This is a genomic window from Lysobacter arseniciresistens ZS79, from assembly GCF_000768335.1.
Taxonomy (GTDB): Bacteria; Pseudomonadota; Gammaproteobacteria; order Xanthomonadales; family Xanthomonadaceae; genus Novilysobacter; species Novilysobacter arseniciresistens.
In genome coordinates this window covers 84,138-101,761 of sequence record NZ_AVPT01000010.1, presented here as the reverse complement: position 1 = coordinate 101,761, position 17,624 = coordinate 84,138, and the positions used below count along the sequence as shown (strand labels likewise).

The 17,624-nt window shown below is 72.3% G+C and carries 17 protein-coding genes and 4 tRNA genes; 6 read left to right on the top strand and 15 right to left on the bottom strand.

All coding sequences use genetic code 11. The annotated features are described in order from the left end of the window. Window positions 1–65: 65 nt before the first annotated feature. From N799_RS07365 to N799_RS07320, 11 genes are all read right to left on the bottom strand, one after another. Window positions 66–141, bottom strand: a tRNA-Thr gene (locus tag N799_RS07365). Between the two features lie 35 nt (window positions 142–176). Then, window positions 177–250: transfer RNA gene (locus N799_RS07360), tRNA-Gly, on the bottom strand. A 57-nt stretch (window positions 251–307) separates the two neighbouring features. Beyond that, window positions 308–393: transfer RNA gene (locus N799_RS07355), tRNA-Tyr, on the bottom strand. Between the two features lie 89 nt (window positions 394–482). After that, window positions 483–1,574 carry a redox-regulated ATPase YchF gene (gene ychF, locus N799_RS07350; RefSeq protein WP_036210111.1) on the bottom strand — a complete coding sequence of 364 codons (1,092 nt, stop codon included), beginning with the start codon at window positions 1,572–1,574 and terminating at the stop codon, window positions 483–485. 98 nt (window positions 1,575–1,672) lie between these two features. Further along, on the bottom strand, window positions 1,673–2,251 hold the full coding sequence (pth, locus tag N799_RS07345; RefSeq protein WP_036210107.1) for an aminoacyl-tRNA hydrolase: 579 nt from the start codon (window positions 2,249–2,251) through the stop codon (window positions 1,673–1,675). A gap of 57 nt (window positions 2,252–2,308) precedes the next feature. Then, window positions 2,309–2,956 carry a 50S ribosomal protein L25/general stress protein Ctc gene (locus tag N799_RS07340; RefSeq protein WP_036210103.1) on the bottom strand — a complete coding sequence of 216 codons (648 nt, stop codon included), beginning with the start codon at window positions 2,954–2,956 and terminating at the stop codon, window positions 2,309–2,311. Window positions 2,957–3,065: 109 nt separating this feature from the next. Next, window positions 3,066–4,025, bottom strand: coding sequence for a ribose-phosphate diphosphokinase (locus tag N799_RS07335; protein ID WP_036210100.1), 960 nt, complete (start codon window positions 4,023–4,025; stop codon window positions 3,066–3,068). 90 nt (window positions 4,026–4,115) lie between these two features. Continuing rightward, a tRNA-Gln gene (locus tag N799_RS07330) sits at window positions 4,116–4,192 on the bottom strand. Next, the gene (gene ispE, locus N799_RS14365) at window positions 4,155–5,105 is read right to left on the bottom strand and encodes a 4-(cytidine 5'-diphospho)-2-C-methyl-D-erythritol kinase (protein ID WP_052101342.1); all 951 of its coding nucleotides are present in this window, start codon (window positions 5,103–5,105) and stop codon (window positions 4,155–4,157) included. The genes N799_RS07330 and ispE overlap by 38 nt, the downstream gene beginning before the upstream one ends. Beyond that, complete coding sequence (gene lolB / locus N799_RS07325) at window positions 5,089–5,712, bottom strand: lipoprotein insertase outer membrane protein LolB (RefSeq protein ID WP_036210096.1); 624 nt, start codon at window positions 5,710–5,712, stop codon at window positions 5,089–5,091. Before lolB ends, ispE begins: the two co-directional genes overlap by 17 nt. After that, on the bottom strand, window positions 5,709–7,388 hold the full coding sequence (locus tag N799_RS07320) for a tetratricopeptide repeat protein (RefSeq protein WP_052101336.1): 1,680 nt from the start codon (window positions 7,386–7,388) through the stop codon (window positions 5,709–5,711). The genes lolB and N799_RS07320 overlap by 4 nt, the downstream gene beginning before the upstream one ends. A 99-nt stretch (window positions 7,389–7,487) precedes the next feature. On the opposite strand from N799_RS07320, the gene hemA reads away from it, so the two are divergent. The 3 genes from hemA to N799_RS07305 all read left to right on the top strand — a co-directional run bounded on the left by hemA (window position 7,488) and on the right by N799_RS07305 (window position 11,701). Beyond that, entirely contained in the window at window positions 7,488–8,807 is a 1,320-nt protein-coding gene (hemA, locus tag N799_RS07315) for a glutamyl-tRNA reductase (RefSeq protein WP_081974785.1), read from the top strand. 84 nt (window positions 8,808–8,891) lie between these two features. After that, on the top strand, window positions 8,892–9,977 hold the full coding sequence (gene prfA, locus N799_RS07310) for a peptide chain release factor 1 (RefSeq protein WP_036210089.1): 1,086 nt from the start codon (window positions 8,892–8,894) through the stop codon (window positions 9,975–9,977). Beyond that, window positions 9,977–11,701 carry an O-linked N-acetylglucosamine transferase, SPINDLY family protein gene (locus tag N799_RS07305; protein WP_036210087.1) on the top strand — a complete coding sequence of 575 codons (1,725 nt, stop codon included), beginning with the start codon at window positions 9,977–9,979 and terminating at the stop codon, window positions 11,699–11,701. The genes prfA and N799_RS07305 overlap by 1 nt, the downstream gene beginning before the upstream one ends. Window positions 11,702–11,725: 24 nt before the next feature. Here the strand turns inward: N799_RS07305 and N799_RS07300 are convergent, their stop codons facing one another. The 3 genes from N799_RS07300 to N799_RS07290 are packed head-to-tail and all read right to left on the bottom strand — an operon-like array spanning window position 11,726 to window position 13,907. Continuing rightward, window positions 11,726–11,995, bottom strand: coding sequence for an acylphosphatase (locus N799_RS07300; protein ID WP_036210084.1), 270 nt, complete (start codon window positions 11,993–11,995; stop codon window positions 11,726–11,728). After that, the gene (locus tag N799_RS07295; RefSeq protein WP_052101335.1) at window positions 11,992–12,645 is read right to left on the bottom strand and encodes a TlpA family protein disulfide reductase; all 654 of its coding nucleotides are present in this window, start codon (window positions 12,643–12,645) and stop codon (window positions 11,992–11,994) included. Before N799_RS07295 ends, N799_RS07300 begins: the two co-directional genes overlap by 4 nt. Then, a complete protein-coding gene (locus N799_RS07290) occupies window positions 12,642–13,907 on the bottom strand; it encodes a YihY family inner membrane protein (protein WP_036210081.1) in 1,266 nt (421 codons plus the stop codon). The genes N799_RS07295 and N799_RS07290 overlap by 4 nt, the downstream gene beginning before the upstream one ends. 86 nt (window positions 13,908–13,993) lie before the next feature. On the opposite strand from N799_RS07290, the gene wrbA reads away from it, so the two are divergent. The 3 genes from wrbA (at window position 13,994) to N799_RS07275 (ending at window position 15,483) form a co-directional block, all read left to right on the top strand. After that, complete coding sequence (wrbA, locus tag N799_RS07285; RefSeq protein ID WP_036210078.1) at window positions 13,994–14,584, top strand: NAD(P)H:quinone oxidoreductase; 591 nt, start codon at window positions 13,994–13,996, stop codon at window positions 14,582–14,584. Then, window positions 14,581–14,928 (top strand): DUF2069 domain-containing protein, encoded by a 348-nt coding sequence (locus N799_RS07280; RefSeq protein WP_036210075.1) that lies wholly within the window; start codon window positions 14,581–14,583, stop codon window positions 14,926–14,928. Before wrbA ends, N799_RS07280 begins: the two co-directional genes overlap by 4 nt. Window positions 14,929–14,997: 69 nt before the next feature. Further along, entirely contained in the window at window positions 14,998–15,483 is a 486-nt protein-coding gene (locus N799_RS07275) for an asparaginase domain-containing protein (RefSeq protein ID WP_036210072.1), read from the top strand. A gap of 103 nt (window positions 15,484–15,586) precedes the next feature. Here N799_RS07275 and N799_RS07270 read toward each other — a convergent pair whose 3' ends face one another. Further along, window positions 15,587–17,560: a M20/M25/M40 family metallo-hydrolase gene (locus N799_RS07270; RefSeq protein WP_052101334.1), complete on the bottom strand. Its 1,974-nt coding sequence runs from the start codon at window positions 17,558–17,560 to the stop codon at window positions 15,587–15,589. Between the last annotated feature and the right edge of the window lie 64 nt (window positions 17,561–17,624).

The following is a 17,624-nucleotide window of genomic DNA, read 5'->3' as shown; positions in this document are numbered from 1 at the left end:
TGCGCTCGAACTTACCCTTGGCCATGGCTGTATCCCGGTGGTTGCGTTTTGCGTTGCGTTGAAGATGGTGCTCACGACTGGAATCGAACCAGCGACCTCCTCCTTACCAAGGAGGTGCTCTACCGACTGAGCTACGTGAGCGGATTGTCCAGGCAGGTTGGCGTCGCGGCGTTCAATGGAGCGGGAGACGGGAATCGAACCCGCACCATCAGCTTGGAAGGCTGAGGTTCTACCGTTGAACTACTCCCGCGCCGGACAAACCTGCTTGGGTACTGCGCCGGAAGCTGGTAAGGCGACCGGGTGTTGCTGGTGGAGGGAGGTGGATTCGAACCACCGAAGGCGTAAGCCAGCAGATTTACAGTCTGCCCCCGTTGGCCGCTTGGGTATCCCTCCAAAGAGCCCGCAATTCTGGCGACCGTTCCGGGGGAAGTCAATGCCGGAAAGCGGATTATTTCACCTTCCGCACCACGGCGCGCGCCCGGTCAGACGTTGAAGCGGAAATGCAGGACGTCGCCCTCCTGCACCCGGTACTCCTTGCCCTCCAGCCGCAGGCGGCCGGCCTCGCGCGCGCCCGCCTCGCCCCTGTACCTGATGAAGTCGTCGTAGCCGATGGTCTCGGCGCGGATGAAGCCCTTCTCGAAATCGGTGTGGATCACCGCGGCGGCCTGCGGCGCGGTGGAGCCGGCGCGGACGGTCCATGCACGGACCTCCTTGACCCCGGCGGTGAAGTAGGTCTGCAGGCCCAGCAGCCTGTAGGCGGCGCGGATCACGCGGTTCAGGCCGGGCTCGTCGAGGCCGAGGTCGGCCAGGAAGGCGTCGCGGTCGGCGTCGTCGAGCTGGCTCAGCTCCTCTTCGATCGCGGCCGAGACCGGCACCACCTCGGCGCCTTCGGCCTCGGCGCGGGCGCGCACGGCGTCCAGGTGCGGATTGCCCTCGAAGCCGTCCTCCAGCACGTTGGCGACGTACATCACGGGCTTGGCGGTCAGCAGGAACAGGTCGCGGATCGCGGCGTTGTCGTCCTCCGACAGGCCCAGCGCGCGCACCGGGCGGCCGTCGGCGAGGCCGTCGCGGACCCGGCCCAGCACCTCCACCCGGACCTTCGCCTCCTTGTCGCCGGACTTGGCGTTGCGCTCGGCGCGCTGCAGGGCGCGTTCGACCGAGTCGAGGTCGGCCAGCGCCAGCTCGGTGTCGATGGTCTCGATGTCGGCGATCGGGTCGACCTTGTTGTTGACGTGGATGACGTCGCCGTGCTCGAAGCAGCGCACCACGTGGGTGATCGCGTCGACCTCGCGGATGTGCGCCAGGAACTTGTTGCCCAGGCCCTCGCCGCTGGCGGCACCGGCGACCAGGCCGGCGATGTCGACGAACTCGACCGCGGTCGGGATCAGCTTCTGCGGCTTGACGATCTCCGCCAGCGCGTTCAGGCGCGGGTCCGGCACCGGCACCACGCCGACGTTGGGCTCGATGGTGCAGAACGGGAAGTTGGCCGCGGCGATGCCCGCCTTGGTCAGGGCGTTGAAGAGGGTCGACTTGCCGACGTTGGGCAGGCCGACGATGCCGCATTTGATTCCCATGGGCTGAAACCGTCGCTGGTGAAGAGTCAATGGTAAAGAGGGGTCGGTGACGTCCCTTTACCGCTGGCTCTCGCGGCCGGCGCGGGTTGCGCGGGCGCTCATCTGGCGGTGTGCAGGCGCTTCATGGCCTCGTTGAAGTCGCCGCCGACCGCCAGGGGCAGGACATCGATGGCGTCGTCGATCGCGCGCAGGATCAGGGTCTCGTCCTCGCCACCCGGGCGCCCCAGCACCCACGGCGTCACCCGGTCCTTGTGGCCGGGATGGCCGATGCCGATCCGCAGGCGGTGGAAGCCGCCGTGTCCGAGCAGGCGCATGGTGTCGCGCAGGCCGTTCTGGCCGCCGTGGCCGCCGTCGAACTTGAGCCGCGCGGTGCCCGGCGGCAGGTCCAGTTCGTCGTGGGCCAGCAGGGCCTCGGCGGGGTCGATCTTCCAGAACCGCAGGGCGGCGGCGACCGACTTGCCGGAGAGGTTCATGAAGGTGCCCGGCTTGAGCAGCCACACCGGCCGGCCGCCGATGTCGACCTTGCAGCTGGCGCCGAACAGCTTGGCGTCCACCGCGAAGCGTCCGCCGAACCGCTCGGCGAGGGCATCAACAAACCAGAACCCGGCGTTGTGCCGGGTCCTGAGGTGTTCGGGACCGGGGTTGCCCAGTCCGACGATGAGGCGAAGGCCGGACATCGATGCGCGAACGGTACCCGGCACGCCCGCAGGCGCGGGCATGCCGGGGCGACCGTCTTACTCGGCGTCCTTCTCGACCTTGGCGGCCGGGACGTCGGCCGAATCGGCATCGCTGCTCTCGGCCTCGACGCGACCCTGGCGGGCCACGACCACCGCGACGTCGTGCTCCTTGCCGAGCTTCAGCTGCGGGATCTCGACGCCCTTGGGCAGCTTCAGGCCCGACAGGTGGATGATCTGGTCGACGGTCAGCTCGCCGAGGTCGACCTCGATGAACTCCGGCAGGTCCTTCGGCAGGCAGCTGACTTCCACCTGGGTCAGCTCCTTCATCACGACGACATCGGAGGCCTTGCCGGCCGGCGAGGTCTCTTCGTTGACGAAGTGCAGCTGCACCGGCGCGCGCAGGGCCTGGTTGGCGCTGATGCGCTGGAAGTCCAGGTGCATGATCAGCTGGCGGTACGGGTGGCGCTGCATGTCGCGCAGCAGGACCTGCTCGACCTTGCCGTCGATGTCGAGGTCCAGGATCGACGAGTAGAACCACTCGTTCTGGCTGGCCAGCCAGATGTGCTCGTGCTCGAGCTGGATGGACTTCGGCTCGGACCCGCCGCCGTAGACGATGGCCGGGATCTGGGCGGCGTGACGCAGGCGGCGGCTCGCACCCTTACCCTCGTCACTGCGGCCGGTGGCCTTGATGGTGTGTTCGGACATTTCGTTTACTCACTTTGCTTGCATGGAACCGCCTCGCGGCGGTCGGAAACGCTCACCCGCGACCAGGCGAGCGTGTTGCGGCACCGGTTGCCCGGCGCCGCGGAACGGGTCAATCGACGTACAGCGAGCTGACCGACTCGCCGAAGGCGATGCGGCGGATGGTCTCGGCCAGCAGCTCGGCGACGCTGAGCTGGCGGACCTTGCCGCACTCGCGCGCGGCCTCGCTCAGCGGGATGGTGTCGGTCACCACCAGTTCGTCGAGCTGGGAGTTGCTGATGTTGCTGATCGCCGCGCCCGACAGCACCGGGTGGGTGCAGTAGGCGACGACCTTGGTGGCACCGTTGGCCTTGAGCGCGGCCGCGGCGGCGCACAGGGTGCCGGCGGTGTCGACGATGTCGTCGACCAGCACGCAGGTCTTGCCGGACACATCGCCGATGATGTTCATCACCGTGGCGACGTTGGCGCGCGGGCGGCGCTTGTCGATGATCGCCAGGTCGGCATCGTCGAGGCGCTTGGCGATCGCGCGGGCGCGGACCACGCCGCCGACGTCGGGGCTGACCACGACCATGTTGTCGGTGCCGTGCGCGCGCCAGATGTCGGCCAGCAGCAGCGGCGAGGCATAGACGTTGTCGACCGGGATGTCGAAGAAGCCCTGGATCTGGTCGGCGTGCAGGTCGACGGTCAGCACCCGGTCGCAACCGACCGAGCTGAACATGCTGGCGGCGACCTTGGCGGTGATCGGCACGCGCGAGGAGCGCGGGCGGCGGTCCTGGCGGGCGTAGCCGAAGTACGGCACGACCGCGGTGACCGAGCTGACCGAGGCGCGCTTGAGGGCGTCGATCAGCACCAGCAGCTCGACCAGGTTCTCCGCGCTGGGCGCGCAGGTCGGCTGGATCACGAACACTTCCTGGCGGCGGACGTTCTCCTCGATCTCGACCTGGACCTCGCCGTCGGAGAAGCGGCCGACCAGCGCCTTGCCGAGCCGGGTGCCGAGTTCCTTGCACACCGCCTGGGCCAGCGGCCGGTTGGCATTGCCGCTGAACACCAGCAGGTTGCGATCGTTCTGCACGTTGGTTTCTCCGCTTCGCTCTGACCGTGGGAGCCGCAAGTATCGGCGCGGCCCGTTACCGCAACCGCGGCACGGGCCGCCGTGGGGGTTTGGCAGGGGCGGTAGGATTCGAACCTACGAATGCCAGGATCAAAACCTGGTGCCTTGGGCCTCTTGGCGACGCCCCTGCAGTTGATTGAGGGCTTCGAGCGCGACGTGCAGCGGCGACCGCGCCGCGCCCGCCGCAAGCCAGGCGCGAAGGCCCGGCGGCAGCACCGCCAGCGCCGCTTCGGCGTCCTCGCGCGTGGCGAATTCGACGAAGCAGCCGCTGCCGGTTCCGGTCAACTGCGGACGGCCGACGCGCGACAGGGCGGCGAACGCGGCCTCGACGGCCGGCTCCCGCCCGCGCAGCACCGGCTCGAACGCATTGCCGAGCGGCACTCCCGAAACGAAGTCGGATATTGTCGCGGGCGCCGCATCGCGCGTCAATTCAGGGCTGCCGAACAGGGCGGCGGTCGGGACGTGGACGCCGGGGTCGACCAGCAGATACCAGGCCGGCGGCAGGTCCAGCGCGGTCAGCCGCTCGCCGACGCCTTCGGCCCAGGCGTTGTCGCCGCGCACGAACACCGGCACGTCGGCACCGAGCTCCAGCCCCAGCGCGGCCAGCCGGTCCAGCCCGAGCGCGGTCCCCCAGAGCCGGTCCAGCGCGACCAGGACGGTCGCCGCATCGGACGATCCGCCGCCGAAACCCCCACCCGCCGGGATACGCTTTTCGACACGGATGTCTGCGCCTTGGGAGACGTTGGCAGCGGTTTGCAGCAATTTGGCCGCACGGACCGCGAGATCGTCGGCTTCGGCGACGCCGGACGCCGAGGTGCCGTGGCGGACGATCCGGCCGTCCCCGCGCGGGCGCAGACGGATCGTGTCGCCCCAGTCGAGCAGGCGGAACACGCTCTGCAGCAGGTGGTAGCCGTCGGCGCGGCGGCCGACGATGCGCAGGCACAGGTTGAGCTTGGCCGGGGCCGGCCAGACGCTCCAGCCGTCGGCGTCGGGCACGACCGCGGGCGTCGCCGCGGCGTCGCCGTCACTCACCCCATTCATCGACGATCAGCCGGACCCGGGCCTCGCCGCGGGTCGCGTCGAGCCGGGCCGGCAGCGGCGCGGCAGCCTCGCTCGCCGGGAGCTCCGGCCATTCGTACTCGATCCGCCAGCCGCCCTGCTCCATCACCCACGGCAGCAGGTTGGCGCCGTACTCGATCCGGGCGGGGCCGGCGGCCTGCGAACGCGCGCCGCGGACCCAGTCGCCGAGCGCCTCGACCGGGATGTCCCAGCCGGTCGCCTCCAGCAGCAGCAGGCGGGCGTCGGCGCCGTGCCGCGGGCCACCTTCGAGGCCTTCGAGCAAGGCGTGGCGGCCGTCGCCCGACAGCCGCCAGCTCTGCCGCGTGACCGGCGCGCTGAGCGACACCGCGTAGTCGGCACCGGTGCGGCTCCACTCGACCCGGCCGCTGCCGCCCTTGCCCCGGTTGGACACGGCGATGCGGCCGACCAGCGACCAGTCGCGATCGGCGGCCAGCGCCTGCTCGCGCTCGAGCTGGGCGGCCCGGGCGCTGGCGAGCTGTGCCGGGCTCAGGTCGGGACGGACCGGTTGCGCCGCGCAGGCGGCCAGCAGCACGGCGGCGGCCGCGACGGTCAGGGTTCGGAACTTCATGCGCCGGTCTTTTCCAGTGCGCGCTTGAGGGCGCGGTTGTCGGGGTCGATCTCGCGCGCCTGCTCGAAGTAGCGGCGCGCCTCCTCGCGCTGGCCCAGCACCCACAGCACCTCGCCCAGGTGGGCGCCGATCTCCGCATCCTTCTGCAGGGCGAAGGCGCGGCGCAGTTCGACCAGCGCCTCCTCCGCCCGGCCGAGGCGGTAGAGCACCCAGCCGTAGCTGTCGATGATCGCGGCGTTGTCGGGCTCGGCGGCGCGGGCGCGGTTGATCAGCTCCAGCGCCTCCTGGTAGCGGTCGGTGCGGTCGGCGAGGGTGTAGCCCAGCGCGTTGAGGGCGGCGACGGATTCGGGCTCGATCACCAGGATCCGGCGCAGGTCGGCCTCGGCGCGGGCGATGTCGTCGCGGCGCTCCCAGCTCAGCGCGCGGGCGTAGAGGATCTCCAGCTCGTCCGGGAACTCGGCCAGGCCGCGCGCGTAGGTGTCCATCTCGGCCTCGGCGGCGCCGTCCTCCTCGTGCAGGCTGGCCTCCAGCAGGTAGGCGTCGCGGCGGGCGGACTCGGGCGCGGCGGCGTCGGCCTGCAGTTCGTGCAATCGGTCGAAGGCTTCCGCGCCGCGGCCGAGCTCGTGCAGCACGTTGGCCGAGCGCAGGCGCGCGGGCCAGCGCTGCGGGCCGCCGGGGACGCCGGCGTACCACTCGAGCGCCTCTTCGTGGCGTTCGAGGAACTCGGCCATCTGGCCCAGCAGCAGGCGGCGCTGCGGGTCGGGACGGGCGGCGCCGCGGCGCAGTTCCCCGTACAGCTCGACCAGCGCCGACTTGTCCTCGGCGCGGGCCAGCAGCGAGGCGCGCAGGGCGTAGCTCTGGTCGTCCTGCGGGCCGCGGCCGAGGATGTCGGCGGCGGCGGTCAGGTCGCCGAGGGCGTCGTATTCGTAGGCGATCGCCAGCCGCAGGTCGGCGTCGCCACTGGCGCGCGCGGCGAGCGACTGCAGCACCTCGCGGGCCTCGTCGTCGCGGTCGGCCTCGCGCAGTTGGCTGGCGCGCAGCAGGGCCACGCGCGGCTCGCCGGGGAAGCGGCGGACGATCTCGTCGACCAGCCGCTCGGCCAGCCCGGGCTGCTGCAGTCGCTGGGCCAGCCCGCCGAATGCAAGCCAAGCCTGCAGCTCGCCCGGCATCCGGCCGCTGTCGACCAGGTCCTCCAGCAGCTGCGCGGCCTGTTCCGGGTCGCCGGCGCCACCGGCCAGCACCGCCAGGGCTTCGCGCCAGCCGTTGTCGGGCGACGCCAGCAGGGCGACCAGATGGCGCCGCGCCGCGCGGGTCTCGCCGGCGCGCACGGCCAGCGTCGCCTCGGCGGCGAGCAGCCGGGTGCCCTCGCCGCCCTGCTCGCGCCACAGCTCGAGCGCCTCGGCGGCGCGGGCGTCGTCGCGCGCCAGCAGGGCAATGCGGGTGGCACGCTCGGCCAGCTCGATGTCGTCGGCGGCGCGGGCCGCCTCCAGGTACCAGCGCGCGGCATCGTCGAGGCGGCCGGACTGGATCGCGAATTCGGCCGCCAGCAACGGCTCCAGCGCCTGCACCACCGGGGCGTCGGCGGCGGCCGTGCGCGCCTGCAGCGAGGGGGCCGCCAGCGCCGTCGCCGTGGCCAGCGCGGCAGCACCAATGAATGAACGCAGCGTTGCGGGCATCGGGCTCCGATTCCTCATGGGCCGGGCCGGTAGAATGGGCGGCCTTCAGCAGCCAGCAGCTTATCGCAAGCACCTGAACGGGTATTCGCGCCGCACACCATGTCGATCCACGTCCTCGGCCTCAACCACCAGACCGCGCCGGTCAGCCTGCGCGAGCGCGTCGCGTTTTCCGGCGACGCCACGGTCGCGGCGCTGTCGGCGCTGCGCGGGCTGCCGCAGGTGCGCGAGGCGGCGCTGCTGTCGACCTGCAACCGCACCGAGATCTACGCGGTCACCGACGACGACGGCGCCGCGCTGGCCGACTGGCTGGCGACCCACCCGGCCGACGCCGCCACCGGCGAGGGCCTGCACGGCTACCTCTACCGGCACACCGGCAGCGACGCGGTGCGGCACCTGTTCCGGGTCGCGACCGGGCTGGACTCGCTGGTGCTGGGCGAGCCGCAGATCCTCGGCCAGGTGAAGGACGCATGGGCCACCGCGCGCGCCGCCGGCAGCCTCGGCGGGCAGCTGGACCGGCTGTTCCAGCAGACCTTCTCGACCGCCAAGCGCGCCCGCACCCACACCCGCATCGGCGCCAATCCGGTGTCGGTCGCCTCCACCGCGGTGCGGCTGGCGCAGGAGTCGTTCGCGCGGCTGGAGGATTCGACCGTGCTGCTGATCGGCGCCGGCGAGACCATCGAGCTGGCCGCGCGCCACCTCGTCCAGGCCAGGGTCAAGCGCCTGCTGGTGGCCAACCGCACGCTGTCGCACGCGCAGGAGCTGGCCAGCCGCCACGGCGGCTTCGCGCTGCCGCTGGGCGAACTCGACCGCCACCTGGCCGAGGCCGACATCGTGCTGTCGGCCACCGCCAGCCGCGAACCGGTGCTGCTGCAGCCACAGGTGCAGGCCGCGCTGGCGCAGCGCCGCCACCGGCCGATGCTGCTGCTCGACCTGGCGGTCCCGCGCGACGTCGCCGCCGACGTCGGCGAGCTGGACGACGTGTTCCTCTACACCGTCGACGACCTGCAGCGCGCGATCGAGGACAACCGCCGCAGCCGCCGCGAAGCCGCGATCGAGGCCGAGGCGATCATCGACCTGCAGGTCGCGCGGTTCATGGAGTCCGCCGCCGCGAGCACCCGCACCGCGCCGCTCAAGCGCCTGCGCGCGCATGGCGAGGCGGCCCGCGACGAGGTGCTGGCCCGCGCCCGCGCCCAGCTCGACGCCGGCGAGGCGCCGGCGGCGGTGCTCGACTACCTCGCCCACACCCTGACCAACCGCCTGCTGCACGCCCCCACCATCGCCCTGCGCGACGAGGCCCTGAGCGGCAGCGGCGAACTGGCGCGCGCGGCCGAGCGGCTGTTCCCGGCACCGGCCGACGCGGGCACCACCGCAGCGGAACCGGTAGCACCGGCCGTCCCCGCCGCCGGCGATCGCAAGTAGCATCACCGACCGTCCCCGCGTCGCGCGAGGCGTTGCCCGCGCGGCACCGTCGCCGCCTGCCCGTACCGCCCAGCCGAGACCCCGATGACCCCGACCCTGCGCCGCAAGCTCGAAGCCCTCGCCGAACGCCGCGAGGAGCTCGAGCGCCTGCTCGCCGACCCGGGCGTGATCGGCGACGCCAAGCGCTTCCGGCAGCTGTCGCGCGAGTTCGCCCAGCTCGAACCGGTCGCCACCGCGCTGGCCGACGAGGCCGCCGCCAAAGCCGACCTCGCCGCCGCCGAAGCGATGCGTGGCGACCCCGAACTGGGCGAACTGGCCGAAGAGGAAATCGCCGCCGCGACCGCGCGGCTCGAACAGCTCGACGCCGAACTGCTCGCCCACCTGATCCCGAAGGACCCGCGCGACGAGGGCGACATCTACCTCGAGGTGCGCGCCGGCACCGGCGGCGACGAGGCCGCGATCTTCGCCGGCGACCTGTTCCGCATGTACTCGCGCTACGCCGAGCGGCAGGGCTGGCGGGTCGAGGTCGAGTCGGCCAACGCCGGCGAGCACGGCGGCTTCAAGGAGGTCATCGCCCGGGTCGAGGGCCGCGGCGCGTACTCGCGGCTGAAGTTCGAGTCCGGCACCCACCGCGTCCAGCGCGTGCCCGAGACCGAGTCGCAGGGCCGCATCCACACCTCGGCCGCGACCGTCGCGATCATCGCGGTCGAACCCGAAGGCGAGCCGATCGAGATCAACCCGGCCGACCTGCGGGTCGACACCTTCCGCTCCTCCGGCGCCGGCGGCCAGCACGTCAACAAGACCGACTCGGCGATCCGCATCACCCACATCCCGTCGGGCGTGGTGGTCGAGAGCCAGACCGAGCGCAGCCAGCACGCCAACCGCGACAAGGCGATGAAGCGGCTGGTCGCCACCCTCGCCGAAGCGCAGGCCGCGCAGGCCGCCGCCGCGGTCGCCGCCGACCGCAAGCTGCAGGTCGGCAGCGGCGACCGCAGCCAGCGCATCCGCACCTACAACTACCCGCAGGGCCGCATCACCGACCACCGGGTCGAGGGCCTGACCCTGTACGACCTGCCCAACGTGCTGACCGGCGACCTCGACGCGCTGGTCGGCCGGCTGCAGGCCGAGCACCAGGCCGACGAACTGGCGCGGCTGACCGGGGCCGGCTGATGGGCCCGGGCGATCCCCGCGGGCAACTGCGCGAGGCGGTCCGCCGCGAGCCGCGCAACCCGATGGCGTGGATCGTGCTGGGCGATGCCGAACTCGAGGCCGGCGACGCCCACGCCGGCGAAGCCGCCTGCCGCCAGGCACTCCAGCTCGCCCCGGGCCACCCGGAGGCGCTGGCCCGGCTCGGCCGCGCACAATGGATGCAGCGCCGCCACGCCGACGCGGTGGCCAGCCTGCGCGCGGCCGCCGCGGCCGCGCCCGGCCACCCCGGCATCGCGGTCTGGCTCGGCCACGCGCTGGAGGACGCCGGCGAGGCCGAAGCCGCCGCAGACGCCTACGCCCGCGCCCACGCGCTGGCACCGGGTGAGCCGCAACTGGCGGCCTACCTGCTCGCATGGCGCCGTCGCCTGTGCGACTGGCGCGGCCTCGACGCCCTCGCCGGCCAGGTCCGCGCGGCGGTGCGCGATGGCCGCGCCGCGATCGAGCCGTTCGCCTTCCTCAGCGAGGACGGCACGCCGGCCGAGCAGTTGCGATGCGCCCGGCTGCGCGCCGAACAGGTGTCGCGCGTCATCCGTCGCCTGCCACCGGCCCCGCCCCGCCGGGCCGCCGGCGCGATCCGGGTCGGCCTGCTGTCCAACGGCTTCGGCGCCCACCCGACCGGGCTGCTGACCGTCGCCCTGCTGGAAGCCTTGCGCAACGAAACGGCGCTCGACACGCACCTGTTCGCGCTCAATCCCGACGACGGCAGCCCGATCCGCCGCAGCCTGCAGGCTGCGACGCGGCTACACGACCTCGCCGGCCGCAACCACGCGCAGGTCGCGCTGGCGATCCGCGACGCCGGCATCGACGTGCTGTTCGACCTGCGCGGCTGGGGCGGCGGCGGCATGCCCGAGGTGCTGGCGATGCGGCCGGCGCCGGTGCAGGTCAACTGGCTGGCCTACCCCGGCACCTCCGGCGCGCCGTGGATCGATTACGCGCTGGCCGACGGCTTCGTGCTGCCGGCCGCGCTGGAGCCGCATTTCAGCGAGACCGTGGTGCGGCTGCCGCGCTGTTTCCAGCCCTCCGACACCCGTCGGCCACTGACCGCGCCGCCCCCGCGCGAGGCCTGCGGGCTGCCGGCGACGGGCACGGTGTTCTGCTGCTTCAACAACAGCTACAAGCTCAACCCGGCCAGCGTGGCGCGCGCGCTGGCGGTGCTGCGCGGGGTGCCCGGCAGCGTGCTGTGGCTGCTGTCGGGCCCTGGCGATGCCGACCGCCGGCTGCGGGACTTCGCGCGGCAGCAGGGGGTCGATCCGGCGCGGCTGGTGTTCATGCCCAAGCAGCCGCATGCGGACTACCTGGCGCGGCTGCGGCACGCGGACCTGTTCCTCGACACCGCGCCCTACAACGCCCACACCACCGCCTCGGACGCGCTGTGGGCCGGCTGCCCGGTGCTGACCGTGCCCGGCGACACCTTCGCCGCGCGGGTCGCCGGCAGCCTCAACCACCACCTCGGCATGCCGGCGATGAACGTCGCCGACGACGCGGCCTTCGTCACCCGCGCGATCGAGCTGGGCCGCGACGCGGCGGCGATGGTCGCACTGCGCGACGAACTGGCGCGCCGGCGCGGCGACAGCGGCCTGTTCGACATGGACGCGTTCGCGCGCGACTTCACCGCCGCGGTGCGGGCGATGGCCGACGGCAGCGCGCGCGATGCCCCGGTCGGTGAGGCGCCGGAACCGCGCTGACGCTTGGCAACCGCGACGCCGCGGTCAGCCGATCTCGAACCCCTCGCCGGCCTCGGCCGGGTCGGCATCCATCCGTTCCAACTCGTCGACCCGCGCGTTCTCCGGGCCGCGCCGCAGCCAGCCGGCGAGCGTCTCGATCGCGGCAGCGTCACCGACGGCGAGCACCTCGACCCGGCCGTCGGCGAGGTTGCGGGCGTGGCCGCGCAGGCCCAGCCGCACCGCCTGCTCGCAGGTGCCGGCGCGGAAGAACACGCCCTGCACCCGGCCGCCGACCATGAAGCGCGCGGCGGTCATGCCTGCGCGTCCTCTGCATCCGCGCCGCTCTCCGCATCCGCGGCCGGACCGCCGGCCTCGGCGATCGCGTCCTCGATCTCGCGCGCGGTCACCGGCCCGACCACCTTCTTCGCCACGCGCCCATCCGGTGCGATAAGCCACGTCATCGGCAGCCCGCGCGGGGTCTCGAAGTCGGCCGGCGGGTCGTAGGTGTCGACGATCGCGACCGGGTAGACCACCGGGTGCGCGTCGAGGAAGGCGCGCATCGCCTCGGCCTCGATGTCCTCGTAGGCCAGCCCGACCACTTCGATGTGCTCGTTCATCGCGTCCAGCGCCGACAGCTCCGGCATCTCCTTCAGGCACGGCGCGCACCAGGTCGCCCAGAAGTTGACGACGACCCAGCGGCCGCGCCGGTCGGCGAGGTCCCAGGTCGTGCCGTCGAGGGCGGCGATCCGCAGCGCAGGTGTTTCCGCACCGGCGGCGTCGGCCGGGGGGACGGGGTCGCCGGCGGGTTTGGCCGCCACCGGCGCCTCGGCCGGGGCCGCGACGTCGGGCGCGTCGGCCGGCACCTCCGCCACCTCATTCTCGGCGGCGGGCTTGCAGGCGGACAGCAGCCCGGCCAGCACGACGGCCGCAACGGCACTTCGCTTGAACGCGATCGGCACGGTCATTCCTCCTCGGCGTGGATGGTCGACACACGGCGCTTGAGCAGCGCACGCAGGGGCACGCGCAACTCGTCCAGCGCGGCCACCGCCGAGCGTCCGAGTGCGTCTTCGCGGCACGGCAGGTGGGCCTCGGCCACCGGGATGCGCAGCTTGCAGGCCTCGTACAGCTCGGCCAGGCTGAGGTGGTCGAGGTCACGCGCGAGCAGCCATTCGCCACCCTCGGCACGCCGCACCACGTTGATCTCCCCCAGTTGCGCGAGCATCTCCTGCACCAGCGAGTCGGTCAGCAGCGGTTCCAGCTGCTGGATGTCGTCGCTGTGCAGGCCCTCGCCGCGCGCGCGGGCCTCGTTGAAGCGGGCCAGCAGGCGCAGCAGGCCGTACATCTCGTAACCCTCGGGCAGGCGCATCGCCGCCGGCTGGTAGCGGAACGCCGAGATCGACGACGCCAGCGACGCGCCCAGCAGCACCGCGACCCAGCTCAGGAAGATCCACAGCAGGAACACCGGCACGAACGCCAGCGTGCCGTAGATCTTCGAATAGCTGTTGAACGTGCCCAGGTACAGCCCGATGCCGCCCTTGACCAGTTCGAACACCGCCATCGCCAGCAGCGCGCCGGCGACCGCGTGGCGCCACTGCACGGTGCGGTGCGGCACCACCTTGTAGATGGCCGCGAACGCCAGCACCTCCAGCGCCATCGGCGCCACCCGCAGCATCGCCGCCTCCAGCACGTGGCCGGCCTCGGTATCGAACACCGACAGCGCGAAGAACCTCGCCGACATCGCCAGGCTCGCCGCCGCCAGCAGCGCACCGAGCGTCAGCACTGTCCAGTACACCAGGAAGCGGCCGAACTTCGGCCGGTGCGACTTGACCCGCCAGATCCGGTTGAACGCCAGCTCCACCCCGTTGAGGGTGATCAGCACCGACACCACCAGCGCGATGGTGCCGGCGGTGGTCAGCTGGCCGGCGTTGGTCGACAGCTGCAGCAGGTAGTCCTCGACCGCGCGCGCGGCACTGGGCACGAAGTTGGAGAAGATGTAGTCGCTGAGCCGCTCGCTCCACAGCGCGAACACCGGGAACGCCGACAGCACCCCGAACACCACCATCGACAGCGGCACCAGCGCGAACACGGTGGTGAACGACAGCGCGCCGGCGGCCTGGAACAGGTCGTCCTCGATGAAGCGGCGGCCGAGGAACCGCGCGAACGCGGTGGCACGCGCACGGTCGCGCATGCGGTCGCTCCAGCGGTAGAACGAGTCCAGTGGCTCCATCGGCCGGAGGTTACCCGATGCGTCGTCGGTCGCGGCTCACGCGCCTCCTGACCTATCCTTCCCGCTCCCTCGAACGAGCCGTGCCCATGCCCGACATCCTGGTCCTGTACTACAGCCGCGGTGGCTCGGTCGCGCGGCTGGCGCGGCAGGTCGCGCGCGGTATCGGCGAGGTCGACGGCATGCAGGCACGCCTGCGCACGGTGCCGCCGGTGGCGGTGGTGACCGAGACCGCGGCGCCGCCGGTGCCCGAGGACGGCGCCCCGTACGTGGATCCGCGTGACCTGGAGGAATGCGCCGGCCTGCTGCTCGGCAGCCCGACCCGCTTCGGCAACATGGCCGCGCCGCTCAAGCACTGGCTCGACGGCCTCGGCGCACAATGGGCCAGCGGCACCCTGGCCGGCAAGCCGGCGGCGGTGTTCACCTCCACCGCGACCCAGCACGGCGGCCAGGAGTCGACCCTGCTGACGATGATGGTGCCGCTGCTGCACCACGGCTGCCTCGTCGCCGGCATCCCCTTCACCGAGCCGCTGCTGAGCACCACCCGCACCGGCGGCACGCCCTACGGCGCCAGCCACGTGGCCGGCGCCGGCGACGACCCGCAGCCCAGCGACGAGGAAGCCCAGCTGGCGCGCGCGCTCGGGCGCCGGGTGGCGACCATCGCGGCGAAACTGGCATGAGCGCGCCGCTGTCGAGTTCGCGGCGTGTGCTGCTGGCCGCGCTGCTGGCGCTGGCGGCGCTGTACGCGTGGTGGTTCGGGCGCCAGCCGCAGCCGTGGGCGGAGCTGCTGGTGTTCGCGCTGCCGCCGCTGTTGTTGGCGGTCGGCGTGCTGCTGCGGCGTCGCACCGCCGGGTTCTGGTCGGCGGTGCTGGCGCTGGCATGGTTCAGCCACGGCGTGATGGTGGCCTGGGTGCGCCCCGGCGACCGCTGGCCGGCGCTGGCCGGGGTCGCGCTGGCGGTGGTGGTGGTGTTCGCCGCCAGCCTGCCGGGGCTGCGCATGCGGTTCGCGAAGAAGCGCGGCTGAGCCCGCGCCGACGGGGCCGTCCGCGCCGCGCCGTATAATCCGCGGCCTTCCCACGCTTCGCGACGCGCCATGGACCAGCTCTGCATCGTCACCACCGGCGGCACGATCGACAAGATCTACTTCGACGACAAGTCGGACTTCCAGATCGGCGAGCCGCAGATCGGCCGCATCCTCGACGAGCTCGGCGTCGCGTTCCGCTATTCGGTGATCCCGATCCTGCGCAAGGATTCGCTGCACATCACCGACGCCGACCGCGAGCTGGTCCGCGCCACCATCGCCGCGCAGGACGCGCGCCACGTGCTGGTCACCCACGGCACCGATTCGATGGTCGCCACCGCGAAGGTGCTGGCGAGCATCCCCGGCAAGACCATCGTGCTGACCGGCGCGCTCAACCCGGCGCGCTTCCGCGGCTCGGACGCGGAGTTCAACATCGGCACCGCGGTCGGCGCGGTGCAGTCGCTGCCGGCCGGGGTGTACATCGCGATGAACGGCCGCATCTGGGACCCGGCGCAGGTGCGCAAGAACGTCGAGGCCAACCGCTTCGAGGCGCTGTAGGTACCGGCCAAAAAAGCGCCCCGGCGCGGACCGGGGCGAGAGAGAGAAGGCGGAAGACCCGCCGAAAGGAACGCCGGGCAATCACCCGACCAGGACCGCCCGGTCAGAAGGTGATGCTCCAGCGGTTGATGTAGCCGGTGTCGCCGTAATAGGCGTCGTGCACGCGCAGCTTCCAGCTGCCGTCGAGCGGTTCGCCCGACAGGTCGAGGTCGAAGTTGCCGATGACGTCGTCGGCGCTGCCGCCGCTGCGGTTGTGCAGGTTGTAGCTGCTGCCGTCCGGCGCCACCAGGTCCACCCGCAGGTCGCCGCGGTAGCTGTGGCGGATGTCGACCTCGACGCGGGCGCTGGCCGGCGCGTTGCCGCCACGGCCGGACACGCTGATCGGGCTTTCGACCGTCGAGCGGTCGCGAATCGGGTAGTCGGCGTCGTTGGCGTAGGTCTGCGTCCCGCCCCCGCCACCGGTGGTGTAATCGGCCACCAGGCTGACGTTGCTGAAGCTGGAGTAGGCCTTGACCCGCACGTGCCAGGTGTCCGCGGCCGGCGCGGCGAAGCTGCAGGTCTCGGCGTTGCCGCTGCGCCACGGACGGCAGTCGTAGCTGCTGTCGGTCGGGGCGCTGCCGCGCCTGACGTACAGGTCGGCGTCGCCGCTGCCGCCGGAGATCGCGAACGACAGGTTGGCCGCGCCGTCCGGCACTTCAAACGTGTACGTCACGTCGTCGCCGGTGCTGGCGGACAGCCCGGTCACCGGCACGCCCTTCTCCAGCTCGTCGCCCGGCGGGGGCGGCGGTTCCTCGCCCCCACCCCCGGCGGTCTTGGCCAGCTCGCCGAGGAAGGCCAGCCCGAGCTTCGCCAGCGGCACGCTGCCGTTGGCGGTGCCGCCCATGTTCGACAGGGTGTCGTAGCGGGTGTGGATGTCGTTGTTGAAGCTGGCCTCGAACATCATCGCCGACGGGTAGCCGGCGCTGGTCCACGAGGCGTGGTCCGAGCAGCCGTAGCCGCAGGTGTAGCTGCCGCGGGTCAGCCCGAGCGGGGCGAGGTACTCGTCGAAGACGTCGCGCACGAACTGCTGCAGGTCGCCGTTGCTGTAGTCGCTGATCAGCTGCATGTCGACGCTGGCGCCGGCGGTGTGGTTGGTCATGTCCAGCTGCAGCACGCCGACCACGTTGCGGCCCTGGTCGCGGAATGACTGCGCGATCGCATTGGAGCCGCGCAGGCCGACCTCCTCGGCCGCGTAGCCCATGAACTTGACCCTCCGCCGCGGCTGCCAGCCGTCGGCCATCGCGACCCGGAGGACCTCGGTCAGTGTGGCGATGCCGGAGGCGTCGTCGTCGGCCCCGGGCGCGAGCATCGACTCGCCGCTGCCGGCGTTGGACACCGAGTCGAGGTGGCCGCCGAGCACGACGATCTCGTCCGGCAGTTCGCCGCCCTCGATGGTGAGGATCACCGACGGCTGGCCGCCACAGTTGCCGCAGTTGTACAGCTCGACGCTGGCGTCGTCGCGGCCGGCCACCAGCCCGGCCCAGGTGTCGTGGATCCACTGCGCGGCCTGCCGACCGGAGGCGGTGGAGTAATGGCGGTTGCTGTACGCGCTGGACAGGTGGTCGATCGTGTCGCGGATGTTGGCCTCGGCCACCTGCGGCAGCCACGGGCCGACCGTGGCCTGGTTGTCGATGGTGTAGTCGGCGAACGTGGTGGTGACCGCCTGCGCGCTGAGCTCATCGGCGAGGAAGCGCTCGGCCTCGGCCCGGCTGGCGAAGGCGAAGTAGCCGCCGCAGCGGCGCTCCTGGTCGTGGATGTGGCGGCTGATGTCGGGCAGCTGGTGGGCGCGCACCTCGGAGACCACCAGCCCGGCGCCGGTGCTGTCGCGCACGCTGCTGGCGTCGCTGGCAAGCCGGTACAGCCCGCCGCGGTAGGTGTCGTGCGAACTGACGATGTAGACCGGTGCCTGCGGGTCGTGGGCGATCGCACGGGCCAGGCGGTCGTCGACGTGGGTGTGCGGGTCGCCGCCGGCGGCGGTCGCGGTGGCGGGCAGGACGAGGGCCGCGGCAATGGCGGCGGCGAGGATGGGACGCTTCATCGGACACTCCTTGTGATCGGCCGCGGGCGCGTGGCGCGCGGCAAGCGTGAAACGACGGGCAATG

Coding starts and splice junctions, on each gene's coding strand:
- pth (WP_036210107.1), bottom strand. CDS start 2,251: ATGTCCGGCCTTCGCCTCATCGTCGGACTGGGCAACCCCGGTCCCGAA.
- N799_RS07275 (WP_036210072.1), top strand. CDS start 14,998: ATGGACCAGCTCTGCATCGTCACCACCGGCGGCACGATCGACAAGATC.
- N799_RS07320 (WP_052101336.1), bottom strand. CDS start 7,388: ATGCCCGCAACGCTGCGTTCATTCATTGGTGCTGCCGCGCTGGCCACG.
- wrbA (WP_036210078.1), top strand. CDS start 13,994: ATGCCCGACATCCTGGTCCTGTACTACAGCCGCGGTGGCTCGGTCGCG.
- N799_RS07270 (WP_052101334.1), bottom strand. CDS start 17,560: ATGAAGCGTCCCATCCTCGCCGCCGCCATTGCCGCGGCCCTCGTCCTG.
- N799_RS07290 (WP_036210081.1), bottom strand. CDS start 13,907: ATGGAGCCACTGGACTCGTTCTACCGCTGGAGCGACCGCATGCGCGAC.
- N799_RS07305 (WP_036210087.1), top strand. CDS start 9,977: ATGGGCCCGGGCGATCCCCGCGGGCAACTGCGCGAGGCGGTCCGCCGC.
- N799_RS07300 (WP_036210084.1), bottom strand. CDS start 11,995: ATGACCGCCGCGCGCTTCATGGTCGGCGGCCGGGTGCAGGGCGTGTTC.
- ispE (WP_052101342.1), bottom strand. CDS start 5,105: ATGAATGGGGTGAGTGACGGCGACGCCGCGGCGACGCCCGCGGTCGTG.
- lolB (WP_036210096.1), bottom strand. CDS start 5,712: ATGAAGTTCCGAACCCTGACCGTCGCGGCCGCCGCCGTGCTGCTGGCC.
- ychF (WP_036210111.1), bottom strand. CDS start 1,574: ATGGGAATCAAATGCGGCATCGTCGGCCTGCCCAACGTCGGCAAGTCG.
- N799_RS07295 (WP_052101335.1), bottom strand. CDS start 12,645: ATGACCGTGCCGATCGCGTTCAAGCGAAGTGCCGTTGCGGCCGTCGTG.
- hemA (WP_081974785.1), top strand. CDS start 7,488: ATGTCGATCCACGTCCTCGGCCTCAACCACCAGACCGCGCCGGTCAGC.
- N799_RS07280 (WP_036210075.1), top strand. CDS start 14,581: ATGAGCGCGCCGCTGTCGAGTTCGCGGCGTGTGCTGCTGGCCGCGCTG.
- N799_RS07340 (WP_036210103.1), bottom strand. CDS start 2,956: ATGTCCGAACACACCATCAAGGCCACCGGCCGCAGTGACGAGGGTAAG.
- prfA (WP_036210089.1), top strand. CDS start 8,892: ATGACCCCGACCCTGCGCCGCAAGCTCGAAGCCCTCGCCGAACGCCGC.